This window comes from Oryzihumus leptocrescens (genome assembly GCF_006716205.1).
In the GTDB taxonomy this organism is placed as follows: domain Bacteria; phylum Actinomycetota; class Actinomycetes; order Actinomycetales; family Dermatophilaceae; genus Oryzihumus; species Oryzihumus leptocrescens.
Genome location: NZ_VFOQ01000001.1, coordinates 2014806 through 2030359, shown reverse-complemented (window position 1 = coordinate 2030359; position 15554 = coordinate 2014806). Strand labels below are relative to the sequence as shown.

At 75.0% G+C, this 15554-nt stretch carries 14 protein-coding genes; 7 read left to right on the top strand and 7 right to left on the bottom strand.

The features are described 5' to 3' along the window. Positions 1-3 precede the first annotated feature (3 nt). On the bottom strand, positions 4-1881 hold the full coding sequence (gene pknB / locus FB474_RS09535) for a Stk1 family PASTA domain-containing Ser/Thr kinase (protein ID WP_141788423.1): 1878 nt from the start codon (positions 1879-1881) through the stop codon (positions 4-6). A 107-nt stretch (positions 1882-1988) separates the two neighbouring features. Continuing rightward, on the bottom strand, positions 1989-3116 hold the full coding sequence (locus FB474_RS09530; protein WP_141788422.1) for a LysM peptidoglycan-binding domain-containing protein: 1128 nt from the start codon (positions 3114-3116) through the stop codon (positions 1989-1991). 168 nt (positions 3117-3284) lie between these two features. Here FB474_RS09530 and FB474_RS09525 point away from each other — a divergent pair, with 168 nt between their 5' ends. From FB474_RS09525 to FB474_RS09515, 3 genes are read left to right on the top strand one after another with little or no spacing between them, the layout of a single operon-like run. Beyond that, complete coding sequence (locus FB474_RS09525; protein ID WP_141788421.1) at positions 3285-3665, top strand: Rv2175c family DNA-binding protein; 381 nt, start codon at positions 3285-3287, stop codon at positions 3663-3665. Further along, positions 3666-3992, top strand: a complete 327-nt coding sequence (locus tag FB474_RS09520; protein WP_221632498.1) for a lycopene cyclase domain-containing protein — start codon at positions 3666-3668, stop codon at positions 3990-3992. Between the two features lie 7 nt (positions 3993-3999). Next, the gene (locus FB474_RS09515) at positions 4000-4332 is read left to right on the top strand and encodes a lycopene cyclase domain-containing protein (RefSeq protein WP_141788420.1); all 333 of its coding nucleotides are present in this window, start codon (positions 4000-4002) and stop codon (positions 4330-4332) included. On the opposite strand, the gene FB474_RS09510 is transcribed toward FB474_RS09515, so the two are convergent. From FB474_RS09510 to FB474_RS09500, 3 genes are read right to left on the bottom strand one after another with little or no spacing between them, the layout of a single operon-like run. Then, complete coding sequence (locus FB474_RS09510) at positions 4277-5224, bottom strand: phytoene/squalene synthase family protein (protein ID WP_141789911.1); 948 nt, start codon at positions 5222-5224, stop codon at positions 4277-4279. The two genes, FB474_RS09515 and FB474_RS09510, sit on opposite strands and share 56 nt — an antisense overlap. Then, complete coding sequence (crtI, locus tag FB474_RS09505; RefSeq protein ID WP_246092114.1) at positions 5221-6732, bottom strand: phytoene desaturase family protein; 1512 nt, start codon at positions 6730-6732, stop codon at positions 5221-5223. The genes FB474_RS09510 and crtI overlap by 4 nt, the downstream gene beginning before the upstream one ends. Continuing rightward, the gene (locus tag FB474_RS09500) at positions 6729-7814 is read right to left on the bottom strand and encodes a polyprenyl synthetase family protein (protein WP_141788419.1); all 1086 of its coding nucleotides are present in this window, start codon (positions 7812-7814) and stop codon (positions 6729-6731) included. Before FB474_RS09500 ends, crtI begins: the two co-directional genes overlap by 4 nt. Positions 7815-7877: 63 nt before the next feature. Between FB474_RS09500 and metF the strand changes: the two genes are divergently transcribed. Next, positions 7878-8792 (top strand): methylenetetrahydrofolate reductase [NAD(P)H], encoded by a 915-nt coding sequence (gene metF, locus FB474_RS09495; protein ID WP_141788418.1) that lies wholly within the window; start codon positions 7878-7880, stop codon positions 8790-8792. Positions 8793-8865: 73 nt separating this feature from the next. Here the strand turns inward: metF and FB474_RS09490 are convergent, their stop codons facing one another. Together FB474_RS09490 and FB474_RS09485 are read right to left on the bottom strand one after the other, a co-directional pair. After that, positions 8866-9249: a VOC family protein gene (locus FB474_RS09490; protein ID WP_221632496.1), complete on the bottom strand. Its 384-nt coding sequence runs from the start codon at positions 9247-9249 to the stop codon at positions 8866-8868. 423 nt (positions 9250-9672) lie between these two features. Continuing rightward, on the bottom strand, positions 9673-10191 hold the full coding sequence (locus tag FB474_RS09485; protein ID WP_141788417.1) for a YbaK/EbsC family protein: 519 nt from the start codon (positions 10189-10191) through the stop codon (positions 9673-9675). A 227-nt stretch (positions 10192-10418) separates the two neighbouring features. Here FB474_RS09485 and FB474_RS09480 point away from each other — a divergent pair, with 227 nt between their 5' ends. The 3 genes from FB474_RS09480 (at position 10419) to FB474_RS09470 (ending at position 15538) form a co-directional block, all read left to right on the top strand. Further along, positions 10419-10748 (top strand): DUF6504 family protein, encoded by a 330-nt coding sequence (locus FB474_RS09480; protein WP_141788416.1) that lies wholly within the window; start codon positions 10419-10421, stop codon positions 10746-10748. Between the two features lie 87 nt (positions 10749-10835). Next, positions 10836-11306: an SAV_6107 family HEPN domain-containing protein gene (locus FB474_RS21345; protein WP_221632495.1), complete on the top strand. Its 471-nt coding sequence runs from the start codon at positions 10836-10838 to the stop codon at positions 11304-11306. Beyond that, positions 11303-15538 carry a DNA polymerase III subunit alpha gene (locus tag FB474_RS09470; RefSeq protein ID WP_141788415.1) on the top strand — a complete coding sequence of 1412 codons (4236 nt, stop codon included), beginning with the start codon at positions 11303-11305 and terminating at the stop codon, positions 15536-15538. Before FB474_RS21345 ends, FB474_RS09470 begins: the two co-directional genes overlap by 4 nt. The last annotated feature ends 16 nt before the right edge of the window (positions 15539-15554 follow it).

Sequence of the window (15554 nt, the reverse complement as noted above, 5' to 3'; positions counted from 1 at the left end):
GTCTCAGACCACGACGAGGGTGATGGTGCTGCCCTTGGGGGCCTTGGAGCCGCCGGCAGGTGACTGCTGCCGCACGATGCCGAAGAACCCGCCCATGACCTGTTGCACGCTCACGTTGAACCCGGCCGCCTTGAGGATCTGCGCCGCCTGGTCCTGCTGCTTGCCGACGACGTCGGGGACCGGGACCAGCTGCGGGCCCTTGGACACGACGAGCGTGACCTTGTCGCCCTTGTAGAGCGTGCCCCCGGGCGGGTTCTGCGAGATGACCGACCCCTGGGCCACGGTGTCGCTGAACTGCTGCTGGGTCGCGTCGACCCGCAGGCCCGCGCCGGTCAGCGCCGAGACCGCCTGGTCGGCGGGCTTGCCGGTGAAGTCCTGCACCGTGATCGGCTGGCGGCCCTGGCTCACGACGAGGTCGACCGGGGCGTTGCGCTTGAGCCGGGTGCCGGCGGGCGGGGAGGTGCTGACCACCTGGCCGGCCGGGATCTTCTCGTCGTAGGCCTGGCGGACCGATCCCACGGCGAGGTGATCGCCCCGCAGCGTGGTGGTGGCCTCGGCCTGGCTGTGGCCGACCAGCGACGGCACGCTGTAGCGCTCCGGCCCCTGCGAGACGGTCAGGGTCACCACGCTGCCGCGGCGCACGTCCGCCCCCGGGCGGGGGTTGCTGGCCATGACGTAGCCGGGCTTGACGGCCTCGTCGAACGCGCGGGTGATGCGGGTCTGCAGGTGGGCCCGGGTCAGCTGCGCCATCGCCGACTGCTGCGGGGTGCCCACGACCCGGGGCACCGTGGTGCTGGCGAGCGGGCCGGCGAGGAAGAGCCAGCCGAGCAGGGCCGCCACGAGCACGGCGAGGCCGCCGAGGACCCAGGGCAGGGGGAGCGCGCGGCGCCGTTCGGGGCGCTGGCCAGTGGTCGCGACCGTCCCGGCAGGCGCCCCCAGGGGGACGACCTGGGTCCGCGACAGCGCGGCGGTCGAGTCGCTGGTGTCGTCGACGACCCCGCCGGCGGCGGGGCGCCGGTCGAGCTCGTCCTGACCGAGCCCGGCGCGCACCCGGCGCAGCTCGGCGAGGAACTCCCCGGCGTCGCGGGGACGCTCGTCGGGGTCCCGGGACGTGGCCCGCGCGACGAGCGCGTCGAGCTCCGGCGGGACCGACGGCATCCGGCTCGACGGAGCAGGGACCTGGCTGTGCACGTGCTGGTAGGCGACGTGGATCGGCGTCTCGCCGGTGTAGGCCTTGGTGCCGGTCAGCATCTCGAACAGCAGCAGCCCGGCGGCGTAGACGTCGCTGCGCGCGTCGGCGATGCCCCGCTCGACCTGCTCGGGGGACAGGTAGGCGACGGTGCCGAGCAGCGCGCCGGTCTGGGAGGTCGAGGTGTGGGCGCTCACCGCGCGGGCGAGGCCGAAGTCGGCGACCTTGACCATGCCGTCCTCGCGCAGGATGACGTTCTCGGGCTTGACGTCACGGTGGATCAGCCCGGCGGCGTGGGCCGCGGCGAGGGCCTGCAGGACGGGGTCGAGGATGTCGAGCGCGGCGCGCGGTGTCAGCGGGCCCTCGCTCTTCATCACCTGGCGCAGGGTGTGGCCGTTGACCAGCTCCATCGCGAGGAAGACCTCGGAGCCGTCCTCGCCCTGGTCGTAGACGGCGACGACGTGGGGGTGGGAGAGCCGGGCGGCCGAGCGCGCCTCGCGGCGGAAGCGGCTCACGAAGGTCTCGTCGGAGGCCAGCCCCGGGCGCATGACCTTCAGCGCCACCTCGCGGTCGAGGCGCTGGTCCAGGGCGACGTAGACCGAGGCCATCCCGCCGTCGGCGATGTGCGAGAGCACGCGGTAACGCCCGTCGAGGACGCGACCGACGATGGACTCGGGCACAGACGTTGTCACGCGGAGAGTCTAGGTGGAGGCGGCGGGGATGCCGCGCAGGCTCGGCCGTCGAGGGCTCGGCCAGGGCCCGATCGACCCGAACGACCCGAACGGCCCGCACCACCTGCCTACATGCGCGCCTTGTGCGCGAGGACGGCCGCGACGTAGCCCTTGGTGTCGGCATACATCCCGGACTTCTGGACCGAGGCCAGGCCCTGGTAGTAGCCGGCGATCGCCTGCTTCTCCGAGCTGGCGCCGCGCATCAGCGAGCGCAGGATGACCACCCCGGCGGTGATGTTGTCCTGGGTGTTGAGCAGGTTCAGCCGGCGGCCGACGAGCAGCGAGGCCCACTCGCCCGAGCTGGGGATGACCTGCATGGTGCCGATGGCGTTGGCCACCGAGACCTGGCGCTGGTTCCAGCCCGACTCCTGCCAGGCGACCGCGAGGGCCAGGCGCGGGTCGACCCCGTGCCGGCGGGCGGTGCTGACGATCATCGCCCGGGCGGCGCTGCGGCCGGGCACGGCGTGGGCCGCCAGGTAGCTGCGGTTGCGCGCGGCCGCGCCGACGACCCCGGGGGAGTAGGTCCGGCCGGCGAAGGTGGTGGAGCTGAAGGCCGGCGAGCTGGCCTTCACCGGGACGGCCAGGACCTGCCCGATGCGGACCATGCCGGGGTGACGCAGCCGGTTGGCCTTGACGATCGCGGCCTGGCTGACGTGGTAGCGCAGGGCGAGCGTGCCGACGGTGTCCCCGGGCCGGACCCGCACGCGGACGGTGCGGGTCGTGGGCGCCTTGGCCGACGCCCGCGCGGCGCTGACGGGGGCGCCGGGCACCGTGAGGGTCCTGCCGGCATAGATCAGGCTGTGGCGGTCCAGGCCGTTGAGGCGCATCAGGGTGGCCTCGCTGACCCGGAAGCGCAGGGCGAGGGCGCCGATGGTGTCCCCGCTGCGCACCGTGTAGGCGCGCACGCGCGGGGCGACCGGGCGGGCCGGGGCGTGGTTGACCGGCCGGGCCCGGGGCACCCACAGCCGCTGGCCGATCCGCAGGAAGTGCCCGCCGCCGCTGAGGTGGTTGCGCGCGATGAGCGTCCCGGTGGTCGTCCGCGCGCGCAGGGCGATCTCGCCGAGCGTGTCGGCCGGGCGCACCACGTAGGCCTGCCAGCCGTACGGCGCGGGGTTGGCCCGGGCGACGACCGCGGCGCCCAGGGCCGGGGCGCCGGGCGCGGAGGGCAGGGACGGGGCGAGGCCAGCAGGGCTCATGGCTGGGGTCCTTTCGGCACGGCGCCGGTGTTGCGGGCGGGGGCTTCGTGACGCCTGTGACTGACGGTACAACTGTGAATCCTGCGACGGTAACCCATTCACCGTGATCCATATCGACTCACATCAATGTAATTTGTGCTGGGCGCCGGCAGTGGCACCCTTGGACCCGTGACTGACGACACCACTTCCGAGCCCGACCTCGAACAGCTCGTGGGCGACTGGCTGACCGTCCCGGAGATCGCCGAACGCCTCCACGTCCCGCTGTCCCGGGTCCGCGGCATGCTCGCCGACCGCGAGCTGATCGGCGCGCGTGTCGGCCCGAACAGGGCGATGAAGGTCCCGGCCCGCTTCGTGGGGGCCGAGGGGCCGCTGCCGGAGCTGCGCGGGACGTTCACCGTGCTCGCCGACGGGGGGATGAGCGACGAGGAGTCGCTGCGCTGGCTGCACACCCCCGACCCGACCCTGCCGGTCGGGGGCAGCCCGGTCGACGCGCTGCTGGCCGGCCACAAGACCGAGGTGCGCCGGCGCGCCATGGAGCTCGCCTTCTAGGTGGGCGCGCGCAACGGCGCGTATGCCGTGATGCTCGCCTTCTGCCTGGCCGGCACCCTGCCGCTCGACTGGTACTACCGGCTCGGCGTGCTGCGCCAGGTGCGCCGCCTGGCGCTCGCGGTGCTGCCGGTGGCGGTGCTGTTCCTGGCCTGGGACGTCGCCGCCACCGCCGCCGGGCACTGGCGCTTCGACCCGGCCCAGACCCTGCCCCTGCGGGTGCTCGGCCTGCCGCTGGAGGAGCTGGCCTTCTTCGTCGTCATCCCGCTGGCCGGGATCCTCACCTACGAGGCCGTGGTCGAGGTGCGCCGTCGCGGGAGCATCCGGTGAGGCGGCCGTGACCTACACGGCGGCAGCGCTCGTGGCGGTCGCCGTGGCCGCGCTGACCGACCTGCTCGTGCTGCGGACCCGGCTGCTGCGCACCCGGACCTGGTGGGCGGCGTACGCGATCGTGCTGTTCTTCCAGCTGCTCACCAACGGCTGGCTGACCGGACGCGGGATCGTGCGCTACGCCGACGCGGCGATCCTCGGTTCCGGGCGCGTGGTGGCCTTCGGTGACGGGCGGGTCGTGTTCGCCCCGGTGGAGGACCTCGCCTTCGGCTTCGCGCTGGTGCTCATGAGCACGAGCGCCTGGGTGGCCGCCGGCCGCCGCGCACGGCGAGGCGGTTGACCCCGGCCGCGGCGACCACCCGTCCGGCCGTCAGGGCCCGCGCCCTCCGCGGCACGCTCAGGCGTCCGGCGAAGACGTCGAAGTCGTGGTCGACGACCTGCCACAGGATGGCCCGGTAGAGCGTGAAGGCGGCCTCCAGGCAGGGCCGGGCGCTCGCGTCGACCATGGCCAGGCCCGGCCGGGCCTGCTCGTAGAGGTCCAGCGCCCGGCGCACCTGCACCGCCACCAGGGTGCGCACCGCCGGGTCGGGCTGCCCGCAGCGCACGGCCTGGGCCAGCGCGTCCTCGCTGACCCCGCAGCGGCGCAGGTCCTCCCCGGGCAGGTAGATCCGGCCCCGGTCCAGGTCCTCGGCGACGTCGCGGACGAAGTTGGTCAGCTGGAACGCCTCGCCCAGCGTCCCGGCGCAGTGCAGCGCCTCCGGCCCGGACGCGCCGAGCACCGGCGCCATCAGCTCACCGATGACCGCGGCGCTGCCGCGCATGTAGCCGCGCAGGTCCGCCCAGGTCGCGTAGCGGGTCACCGTGAGGTCCATCGCCATCGAGGCGAGGAACTCCTCCAGCAGCCCGGGGTCGAGGTCGTAGGCGCGCATCGTGTGCCAGGTCGCGGCCAGCACCGGCTCCAGCCGCGGGTGGGGCGGCTCCGCGGCGCGCAGCGCGGCCAGTGCGTGCTCGGACCACCCGGTGAGCCGGCGCGGGTCGCCGCCGGCGGCGTTGTCGACGATCTCGTCGGCCACCCGGGCGAACGCGTACAGCGCCCACACGTGCGGGCGGCGCTCCGGGGGGAGCAGCCGGGTGGCGAGGTAGTAGGTCCGCCCGTAGTGGGCGTGGATGCGGCGGCACTGCACGTAGGCGGCCACGAGCTCCGGTCGCGGCGGGTGGGTGAAGGGCCTCATCGCCACGCCCGAGAGCGACGCCGGGGGTCCGCGCCCACGAGGCGCTCGGCGGCCAGCCGGCCGCTGACGAGCACCATCGGCACGCCCACGCCGGGGACCGTGCCCGAGCCGGCCAGCACCACGTTGTCGCCGATGTGGTTGGGGGAGCGGAACGGCCCGGTCTGGGCGAAGGTGTGCGCGGCCGCGAACGGCGTGCCGGCCACCATCCCCTGGGCCGCCCAGTCGGCCGGGGTGAGCAGCACCTCGGCATCGATGCCGTCGGCGAACCCCGTCCACCCGGCCGCCTCGACCCGCTCGAGCACCTGCTCGCGGTAGGGCCCGCGCAGCCGGTCCCAGTCCAGCGGGGCGGTGAGGTTGGGGGTCGGGAAGAGCACGTAGGCCGCGCTGCGGCCGGGCGGTGCCAGTGCCGGGTCGGTCGCCGAGGGCAGGGAGACCAGGAACGAGGGGTCGCGCATCAGCCGGCCGTGGTCGAGGTCGTCGAACACCTCGGACCAGGCGTGGCCGAAGTGCATGGTGTGGTGCGGGCGGTCCTGCCAGGTCCGGGTGACGCCGGCGGCGAGCACCACGCAGGAGGGCGACCAGCGCGGCCGGACCAGGCGTCGCTCCGGCCGGCGCAGCAGCTCGCGGGCGCCGGGCAGGTCCACGGTCACGACCACGGCGTCCGGCTGGTGCATCGTGCCGTCGGCCGTCGTCACCGCCGTGACCCGGTCGCCGGACCACTGCACCGACGTGACCTCGGCGTCGTAGTGGAACTCGACGCCCGCGCTGCGGGCGGCCGCCTCCATCGCCTGCGGCAGCGCGCTCATCCCGCCGACGGGGTAGAAGACGCCCTCGACGAGGTCCATGTAGGAGATGACCGCGTAGATGGCCAGGGCCCGCTGGGGTGACACCCCGGCATACAGCGCCTGGAAGCTGAAGATGCGCTGGAGGCGCTCGTCGCGGAAGTAGCGGGCGACCGTCGGCGCGAGGCGTCGGAAGCCGCCCATCGCGACCAGTCGCGCCAGCGACGGCCCGAGCAGGTCCAGCGGCGAGTCGAAGTTGCGGTCGATGAACTCGCCGATCTGCAGGCGGTACAGCCGGGTGACGAAGTCGACGTAGCGCTCGTAGCCGGCGGCGTCGGCCGGCCCGGCGAAGTCGCGGATCCGCTGCGCCATGGCCTCCGGGTCGGAGGTCATCGACAGCCCCGTGCCGTCGGCGAACTGGGCCCGGTACGCCGGGTCCACCCGGCGCAGGGTCAGCCACCGCTCCATCGGCTCGCCGATCGCGTCGAAGCAGTCGGCGACGAGGTCGGGCATGGTCAGGACGGTGGGGCCGGTGTCCAGCCGGTAGCTGCCGCCGCCCGGGGAGGGCAGCTCGACCCCCGCGGCCCGGCCCCCCGGCCCGGGGCCGCGCTCGAGGACGGTGACCCGCCGCCCGGCGCCGGCGAGGTGCATCGCCGCAGACAGGCCGGACAGGCCCGCCCCGACGACGAGGACGTGCCCCGGGCCCGGGTGGGCCGGCCGGCTCACGCCGAGCGGGCGGTGGAGACGTCGACGAGGGTGGCGAGCATCTGCCGGCCCTCCGGCGTCAGCCCGGTCGTCGCGTCGAGGTGGGCGTGGGCGTCCGTGACGAGGGCGCTGATCCGCTGCTCCACCCGGTCCAGGGCCCCGCTGCCGGTGATGACCGCGCGCAGCTCCTCGACCCCGGCCTCGTCGAGGTCGGCCAGGCCGAGCAGCTTGTCGACCGCGGCGACCCCGGCCGGGCCGGCGGTGTCGAGGGCCTCGGCGATGAGCACGGTGCGCTTGCCCTCGCGCAGGTCGTCGCCGGCGGGCTTGCCGGTCTGCGCCGGGTCGCCGAAGACGCCGAGCAGGTCGTCGCGCAGCTGGAACGCCTCGCCCAGCGCCAGCCCGTAGGCCGACAGCTCCGCGAGGTCGGCCCCGCCCACGCCGGCGGCGGTGGCGCCGATGAGCAGCGGGTGCTCGACGGTGTACTTCGCGCTCTTGTAGCGGATGACCCGGCGGGCCCGTTCGACCCGCTCGGCGGTCGTCAGCGACTCCCACCCGCGGGCCGACTCCAGGACGTCGAGGAACTGCCCGCCCATGAGCTGGGTGCGCATCCGGTCGAACACGGGACGGGCGCGGTCGAGCTCGGCGGCCGGCAGCCCCGAGGTGGCGAACAGCTCGTCGGTCCAGGTCAGGCACAGGTCGCCGGCCAGGATCGCCCCGGCCACGCCGAAGCGGTCACCGTCGCCGGTCCAGCCCTGCTCGGTGTGCTCGGTGGCCAGGCGCCGGTGTGCGGCAGGCAGGCCGCGGCGGGTGTCGCTGTCGTCCATGACGTCGTCGTGCAGCAGGGCCGCGGCCTGGAACAGCTCCATGGCCGTCGCGGCCCGCACCACGGCCTCACCGTCGGGGCCGCCGCCGGCGCGGTAGCCCCAGTAGAGGAAGGCGGCGCGCAGGCGCTTGCCACCGCGCAGCAGCGCGGCGACGGCCGACACCAGCGGCGTGAGGTCGTCGCCGATCTCGCCGAGGACGGCGCTCTGCGTGCGGATCTCGGCGTCGACGACGGCCTGCACGCGGCGGCGCAGGTCATGGGCGTCGAGCGGACTGGACAACGTGCCTCCCGGATGCTGAATGGTCCGAGCCTACGTGGCGCCGGTTCACCTACGCTGGCCGGTATGGCACACGGAACCGCGTCCATCCTGCCCCGGGCCGAGCACGTCACCCGCTCCATCCCCGAGGTGCTCGCGGCGGAGGGTGCGTCATACAGCTTCGAGTTCTTCCCGCCCAAGGACGACGCAGCCGAGCAGGCGCTCTGGGAGGCGATCCGCCGGCTGGAGGCGGTGCGGCCGACGTTCGTGTCGGTGACCTACGGCGCGGGCGGCTCGACGCAGGACCGCACCGTCCGCGTCACCGGCCGGATCTCGCGCGAGACGACGCTGACCCCGATGGCGCACCTGACCTGCGTGGGCCGGTCCGTGGCGCAGCTGCGCCAGGTGGTGGGGGAGTACGCCGACGCCGGCGTCCGCAACGTCCTGGCGCTGCGCGGCGACCCGCCCGGCGGTCCCGGCTCGCCCTGGACCGCCCACCCCGAGGGGCTGGACCACGCCGACGAGCTGGTCGCGCTGGTCAAGGGCCTGGGCACGTTCACCGTCGGCGTGGCGGCCTTCCCCGACCGGCACCCGGAGTCGCCGAGCCTGGACCACGACGCCGACGTGCTGGTGCGCAAGGCTGACGCTGGGGCGGAGTTCGCCGTCTCGCAGTTCGTCTTCGACGCCGACGCCTGGGTGCGGCTGCGCGACCGGGTGGTCGCTCGCGGCCGGGACCTGCCGATCATCCCCGGGCTGATGCCGGTGACCAACGTGCGCCAGGTCGAGCGGATGGCGCAGCTCTCCGGCACGCCGCTGCCCTCCGCCGTGGTGGCTCGGCTGGAGGCGGTGGCCGACGACCCGGCCGCCGTGCGCGAGGTGGGCGTGCAGGTCGCGACCGAGCTGGCGCAGCGCTTGCTGGCCGAGGGCGCGCAGGGCCTGCACTTCTACACGATGAACCGCTCCACGGCGACGCTCGAGGTCTACGCCAACCTCGGGGTCTGACCGGCCGACCTTCCCTCGCCCGCCACCCGGCCTGCGCCGGTGGCAGCACCCGGTGAGGCAGCCGTCGTCTGAGTCAGCCGTCGTCGCGGCAGAGGCAGAACGGGTGCCCGGCCGGGTCGAGGAGCACCCTGACGTGCTCCTGCGGTTGTTCCGCGGCCAGCGTGGCGCCCAGGGCGAGCGCCTCCGCGACGGCACCGTCGAGGTCGCCGACCTGGAAGTCGAGGTGCATCATCGGCCGCTGCTGCCCGTCGACGGGTGGCCACACCGGGGCGTGGTAGCCCTGGGCCTGCTGGAACACCACGAAGGGTCCCTCGGGGGCGGCGGCCACGATGGCCGTCCCGGGTTCCTCGTGCCCGATCGGCCAGCCGAGGAGCTCGGAGTAGAACCTCGCCAGGGCACCGGGATCGGGTGCCTCGATCGCGGTTCCCCACCACATGCCCCGGGTTCGGGATCGCATGCCTGCCCCCTCGTCGTTCTGGCTCTCGTCCTGGCTCAGCCCTGACTGGGCCGGCTCAGGACATGACGGTAGGGCCACATGCGGACGGTCGGCGTCCGCAATGCCGATGCTCGGCCGGTGACGTTCGCGGCATGCCCGGCGGTGGTGATGCGGCGGTGGTGATGCGGGGTGGTGATCCGGCGGTGGTGATGCGTCCCGGACATGGGGAAGGGCACGAGCCCGGCTGCAGGTGTGCCCCTCCCCAGACCCGCAACCGGTCCTCGTGCCCATCGTGCGCTCCCCCTTCTGCGCGGCACCATCCTGCTCGGCCGGTGCGGTGGGGGCCTATCCGTACAGGTACTCAGATGCGCGGTGCTCAGCAGCGCAGGACCCAGGTCCGCGCGGGCCTCGGGGTGCGCGGGACGGAGCGCCGGGAGGACGGGCTCAGGCGACCTCGGCGGGCTGGCCGCCGGTGATCCGCAGCAGCTCGTCGTAGGAGGTCGGGAAGACGGCGTGGGGGTGTCCGGCGGCGGCCCACACCCGGTCGTAGCGCGCGAGGGAGACGTCGACGAGCGTGGCCGGGGGGCGCAGGTGGGCCACCGGTGGGACGCCGCCGATCGGGAATCCGGTGTGCTCGAGCACGAACTGCGGGTCGGCGCGCTCGACCGTCTCGAGCCCGATCAGGTCGGCGACCTTGACGGTGTCCACCCGGTGCGCGCCGGAGGTGAGCACGAGCAGTGACTCCTCCGCGCCGCCGGGGCGGTGGGCCTTGAACACCAGGGAGTTGGCGATCTGCGCCGGGTCCACGCCGAGGGCGACGGCCGCCTGGCGCGCGGTGCGGGCGGCGTCGTCGAGCACCGTGATCGTGCCCCGGACGCCGAAGGCCGACAGGGCGGCCGCGACGCGCTGGACCGCGGGGTGGTCGAGGACGGGCTCCGGCGCCGCGGTCGGCACGTGCGTCATGGCTCGACGCTAGCCACGCGCGGGTTCCGCGGGAAGAGGGTGTCCAGAGGTTGACGGCCTGTCCGAAGCCGGGTGTACATTTGTTCTATCGAACAGAAGTACTAACATTCACGTGTCCGTGTGCCCTGTCCGACCACCGCACGACCGGCCCGCGGGGCGCCTCGACCCCGCCACCGCGGGCCGGTGTGCGGTCCACGAGTCCGGGGTGTGCAGGCGAGGAGCGGGTCATGGTGCGACGTTACGAGGAGCCGATCGAGGTCCGCGAGGACCGCGACGCCGACGACCCGGGAGGGGAGCCGCAGGCCCGTCCGGCCGCGTTCGTGTGGCGAGGCCGGCTCTACGTGGTGCGGGACGTGATCGGGCACTGGCATGAGCGCCGGGCCTGGTGGCGCGAGGCGCTCGAGCCGCGCGAGGGGGAGCCGGTGGGGGCGCCCGACCTCGAGCAGGACGTGTGGCGGGTGGCGGCCAGCCCGGGCCGGATGCTCGGCACCGGCGTCTACGACCTGGCCCGCGACGGCAGGGTGCCCGGCTGGCGCCTGGTTCGCGTCGCCGACTGAAGCCCCATCCGGGTGTCGCTCGGGGTGTCGCCCCGCAGGGACACCGCCGGACCGCTGACCCGTCCACCGCGGCAGGAAGGACCCGACATGACCACCGCCACGACCACAACCGCTGCCAGGAGCTCCGGCTGCGGTGTCCCGCGGGCGCCGATGGCGACCACCGCGCTCGACCTGCTCGACCGGTCCCGGGCCAGCCTGCTCGACGCCTGTCGTGCCGGCACCGTCGACGAGCGCTACGTCGACGCGCACCTCGCTGCCCTGCGTGCCGCAGCGGCGTTGCTTGCGGCGCGCAGCCGGCCCACCCGGCGCTCGCGGCCGCGCAGCGTCTGGGAGGTGCTGCCCGAGGTGGCCCCGGAGCTGACCGAGTGGGCGGTGTTCTTCGCCGCCTCCGCCCGGCGCCGGGCGGCGATCGAGCGGGGGGCGGTGGCGCTGCCCACCCGGGAGGCCGACGACCTGCTGCGCCAGGCCGAGGTCTTCCTCGGCCTGGTCCAGGCCGCGCTCGGGCTGCCGGTCGCCGCGACCCTGCCCGCGCTCGTCACTCCGGCAGGACGACCGTGACCGATGCCTTCGCCCACCTCCACGTCGCCTCGGGGTTCTCCCTGCGCTACGGCTCCTCCACCCCGGCGGCCCTCGTCGAGCGTGCTGCCGCGTTGGGGCAGCCGGCGCTGGCGCTGACCGACCGGGACGGCCTCTATGGCGCGGTGCGGTTCGTGCAGGCCTGCTCCGAGGCGGGGCTGACCCCGGTTCTCGGGGTCGACCTGGCCGTCCGGCCGGAGGAGCCAGTGCGCCCGGGATCAGGGGCAAGGGCAGGGGCAGGGGCAGGTTCGGGGCCCGCGGCCGGGTGGGGCGCGCCGGGGACGGGACGTGGGCCGGGCGTGGTCGTGCCGGAGCCGCCGCGAGCCTCCGGACGGGCCCGTGCCCAGCCGGTGCGGGGTGGCGCCGAGGTCGACCCGCGCCACCCCCGGGTGACCGTGCTTGCCCGGGGCCAGGCCTCCGGGGTGCCGGCAGGAGTGGGGTGGGCGCGGCTGTGCCGCCTGGTCACCCGCACCCACCTGTCCGGGGAACGAGGGTCCCCGGTCAGCTCCCTCGACCTGGTCGCCGAGCACGCGCTCGACCCGGCCACGGGCGCCCCCGCCCTGGTCGTGCTGCTCGGCCCGCAGTCCGACGTCGGCCAGGCCCTGCTGGCGCGGCGGCCCGACCGGGCCAGAGCGCTGCTGCAGCGGTGGACCAGCCGGATGCCCCGCGGGTCGGTGGTCGTCGAGGTGGTCTGCCACGGGGGGCCGGAAGGGTCACCGGCCAGCGTCGGGCACGCCGCCCGGCTGCTCGGCCTGGCCGACGAGGCGGGTCTCCCGGCGGTGCTCACCGCCGCGGTCCGGCACGCCGACCCCGATGGGGCGCGCACGGTCGACGTGCTCGACGCCGCCCGCCGGCTGGTGCCGCTGGACACCCGGCACCTCGACCGGGTCACCACGGCGGCCCACCTCGCCCCGGCCGCACGGATGCGTGCCATCGCCCTGGAGGTGGCCGCCACGGCGGGGACCGGCCCGACCGGGGGCGGCAGCGGGGAGCGCGAGCGGGCCGAGCGCCTGGTCGCCGAGACCCTGGCACTCGCCGACGCCTGTGGCCTGGACGCCCGCACCGACCTCGGCATCGGGGCGGTGCACCTGCCCGAGCCGTCGGTGCTCGGCCTGGCGCCGGACGACGTCCCCCAGCAGGTGCTGGCCCGCCGCTGCCACGAGGCGGTCCCGGGCCGCTACGCCGGGGCGGGCGAGCGCGAGCTCGCCGCCGTGACCGCCCGCCTGGAGGAGGAGCTCGCGGTCGTCGCGGCACTGGGCTACCCCACCTACTTCCTCACCGTCGCGGCCGTGTGCGACCTCATCCGTGACATGGGGGTGCGGGTCGCGGCCCGCGGATCCGGCGCGGGCAGCCTGGTCAACTACCTGCTCGGCATCAGCGGGGTGGAGCCGATGCGCCACGGCCTGCTGATGGAGCGGTTCTGCTCTCCGCTGCGGGCCCAGCTGCCCGACATCGACATCGACGTGGAGTCGGCCCGGCGCACCGAGATCTACGAGCAGGTCCTGCAGCGCTTCGGCGGTGACCGGGTCACCTGCGTGTCGATGATGGACACCTATCGCGTGCGCCACGCGATCCGCGACGTCGGCGCCACCCTCGGCCTGCCGCCGGTCGAGATCGACGCCATCGCCAAGGCGTTCCCGCACATCCGGGCCCGGGACGCCCGCAACGCCCTGCGGGAGCTGCCCGAGCTGCGGGCCAGTGGTCTGGACTCGCCCCGCCTGGGGGTGCTGTTCGACCTCGTCGAGCGGCTCGACGGCCTGCCCCGCCACGTTGCCCTGCACCCGTGCGGCGTGGTGCTGTCCAACGCCACGCTGCTCGACCGCACCCCGGTGGAGGCCAGCTGGCTGGGTTTCCCCATGAGCCAGTTCGACAAGGACGATGTCGAGACCCTCGGCCTGCTCAAGCTCGACGTGCTCGGCATCCGCATGCAGTCGGCGATGGCCCACGCGGTCCAGGAGGTCCAGCGGGTCGACGGCGTCCGGGTCGACCTCGACGACCGTGACCAGGTCAGCCTCGAGGACGAGGCCACCTTCCGGCTGATCCGCTCCACCCACACCCTGGGCTGCTTCCAGATCGAGTCCCCGGGCCAGCGCGAGCTGGTCGGCAAGTTCGGCCCGGAGACGTTCGAGGACCTCATCACCGACATCTCCCTGTTCCGCCCCGGCCCGGTCAAGTCCGACATGGTGACCCCGTTCCTGCGGGCCCGGCAGGGCTGGGAGGAGCCGCAGTACCTCCACCCCACCCTGGTGCCCGCCCTGCGCGAGACCCAGGGCGTCGTGGTGTTCCACGAGCAGGTCCTGCTCATCGTCGCCGAGACCACCGGCGTGACCCTGGCGCAGGCCGACGAGGTGCGCCGTGCCCTCGGCTCCCCGCAGGGGCAGCAGGAGGTGGAGTCGTGGTGGCGCCCGGCGGCGCTCGCCCGCGGCTACTCCGCCGAGGACGTCGACCGCATCTGGGCGGTGCTCAAGGCGTTCGCCTCGTTCGGCTTCTGCAAGGCCCACGCCGCGGCGTTCGCGCTGCCCACCTTCCAGTCGGCCTGGCTCAAGGCCCACCACCCGGCCGCCTTCCTGGCCGGGGTGCTCACCCACGACCCGGGGATGTACCCCAAGCGGCTGATCCTCGACGACGCCCGCAGCCTGGGCATCGCCGTCCTCGGCCTGGACGTCAACGCCTCCACGGGCAGCTACCGCATCGAGCAGGTGCCGGTGTGGGGTCAGCGGCCCGATGCCGACCTGCCCGACGGCCGCGCCTACGGCATCCGGCTGTCGCTGGCCGACGTCAAGGGGATCAGTGACGCCGAGGTCGAGCGGATCGTGGCCGGGCAGCCCTACGCCAGCCTGGCCGACTTCTGGCACCGGGCCCGGGTCAGCCGCCCCGTCGCCGAGCGGCTGGTGCTGGCCGGTGGCCTGGACTCCCTCTACGGGCTGGGGGGCACCGGGGCCGGCGCCGCCCTGTCGAGCGGGCGTGGTGTGGCCGGCTCCACGGCGCTGGGCCGCCGCGGACGGGTGACCCGGCGCGACCTGCTGCTGCACGTGGCCGAGCTCGACCGCTGGACCCGCGCGGTCGGCCGGGCCGGCCGGCGGGTGACGCCCCGCGCGGGCCGCGCGGTGACGGCGGCGCAGAGCCGGCAGGCCGTCCTCGCCGGGGTGGGGCCGGGTGTCGGTCCCGACGTGCGGGCGCTCGCCGCCACCCAGTCCCGCGCGGCCAGTGCCGCCGTCCCGGCCGCGGCACAGGCGACCCAGCTGACCCTCGACCTCGGCGACGACCCCGAGCTGACCACCTCCACCGGCCTGCCCGAGATGACCGGGCCGGAGCGGGTCCGGGCCGAGCTCGACATCCTCGGCCTGGACGCCAGTGCCCACGTGGTCGACTTCTACGCCCCGATGCTTGACGCGCTCGGGGTGACCCGCTCCCGTGACCTGCTCGGTCGCCGCAGCCGCGCCGAGCTGCTCGTCGCCGGGGTCAAGGTCGCCACCCAGACCCCGCCGATCCGCTCCGGGCGGCGGGTGGTGTTCCTCACCCTCGACGACGCCACCGGTCCGGTGGACGCGACCTTCTTCGAGGACGTCCAGGGGCCTTATGCCGCCACCGTCTTCCACTCCTGGATGCTGCTGGTGCGCGGGGAGCTGCGCCGTACCGGACCCAAGGGGGTCTCCCTGCGTGCCACCGGGGCGTGGGAGCTGTCGGCGCTGTGGGATGCGTGGACCGCCGGCGGTGTCGAGGCGGTGCACGCCGCGCTCGCCGAGGCGGACGAGCGGGCCCACTTCCTGGCCGGAGCCACCGCCGCCTACGGCGAGGCAGCCGTGGCCGGGGCGGCCGCGTCCCGGTCCAGCCGGCCGGTCATGGCGCCGGCCTCCGGGCACGGTGCCGGGCAGGGTGGGCCGCTCAGCGATGCGACGCCCTCCGGCGGGTTCACCGGCCCCGACGGCGGGTTCGGCGTGGGCCACCCCGGCGGGTTCGGGGGCCCGGGCGAGGGGGACGGGACGGAGCAGGGGGAGCGGGCCGGGGGCATGGGCGGTGGCCGGCGGCGCCGGGTGCTGGTGCACGCCTCGGGCTTCAGGCAGTCGCCCTACGCCGACATCCGCCCGGCAGGTGGCGACGTGCGCGACGCCCGCAAGCTCTCCGACAGCCGGGTCGTCCCCGACGGTGACACCCCGCCGGGGACGCCGTCCCGCAAGCTGTGGCACGCCAGCCCCGGAAGCTCGGGGCACTAGGGTGAGGCGCGTCCCC